Here is a 1,061-nt window from a genome sequence, read left to right on the forward strand (position 1 = left end):
GCTGCAATCACTACCGTTCTGGCTAAAACCTACGGTGGTTCTGCACGTGCTTTCGACCAGATCGACAACGCGCCAGAAGAGAAGGCTCGTGGTATCACCATCAACACTTCTCACGTTGAATATGACACCCCGACTCGTCACTACGCGCACGTTGACTGCCCAGGGCACGCCGACTACGTGAAAAACATGATCACCGGTGCTGCTCAGATGGACGGCGCTATCCTGGTTGTAGCTGCAACTGACGGCCCTATGCCTCAGACTCGTGAGCACATCCTGCTGGGTCGTCAGGTTGGCGTTCCTTACATCATCGTATTCATGAACAAATGCGACATGGTTGATGATGAAGAGCTGCTGGAACTGGTAGAAATGGAAGTTCGTGAACTTCTGTCTGCTTATGACTTCCCTGGTGATGACCTGCCGGTTGTTCGTGGTTCAGCGCTGAAAGCACTGGAAGGCGAAGCTGAGTGGGAAGCTAAAATCATCGAGCTGGCCGGTCACCTGGATTCTTACATCCCAGAACCAGAGCGTGCTATCGATCAGCCGTTCCTGCTGCCAATCGAAGACGTATTCTCCATCTCCGGTCGTGGTACCGTAGTTACCGGTCGTGTTGAGCGCGGTATCGTTAAAGTTGGCGAAGAAGTTGAAATCGTTGGTATCAAAGACACCGTTAAGTCTACCTGTACCGGCGTTGAAATGTTCCGCAAACTGCTGGACGAAGGCCGTGCTGGTGAGAACGTTGGTGTTCTGCTGCGTGGTATCAAGCGTGAAGACATCGAACGTGGTCAGGTACTGGCTAAACCAGGTTCCATCAAGCCACACACTCAGTTCGATTCAGAAGTGTATATCCTGAGCAAAGAAGAAGGTGGTCGTCATACTCCATTCTTCAAAGGCTACCGTCCACAGTTCTACTTCCGTACCACTGACGTGACCGGTACCATCGAACTGCCAGAAGGCGTAGAGATGGTAATGCCAGGCGATAACGTGAACATGGTTGTTACCCTGATCCACCCAATCGCGATGGACCAAGGCTTGCGTTTCGCAATCCGTGAAGGCGGCCGTAC

The 1,061-nt window shown here is 52.3% G+C and carries 1 protein-coding gene; it reads left to right on the forward strand.

All coding sequences use genetic code 11. The features are described from left to right. On the forward strand, positions 1-1,061 hold a 1,061-nt coding region (tuf, locus tag A6U95_RS28340), incomplete at both ends, for an elongation factor Tu (RefSeq protein WP_065686936.1).

The organism is Serratia sp. 14-2641, assembly GCF_001692375.1.
GTDB classification, from domain to species: Bacteria; Pseudomonadota; Gammaproteobacteria; order Enterobacterales; family Enterobacteriaceae; genus Chania; species Chania fonticola_C.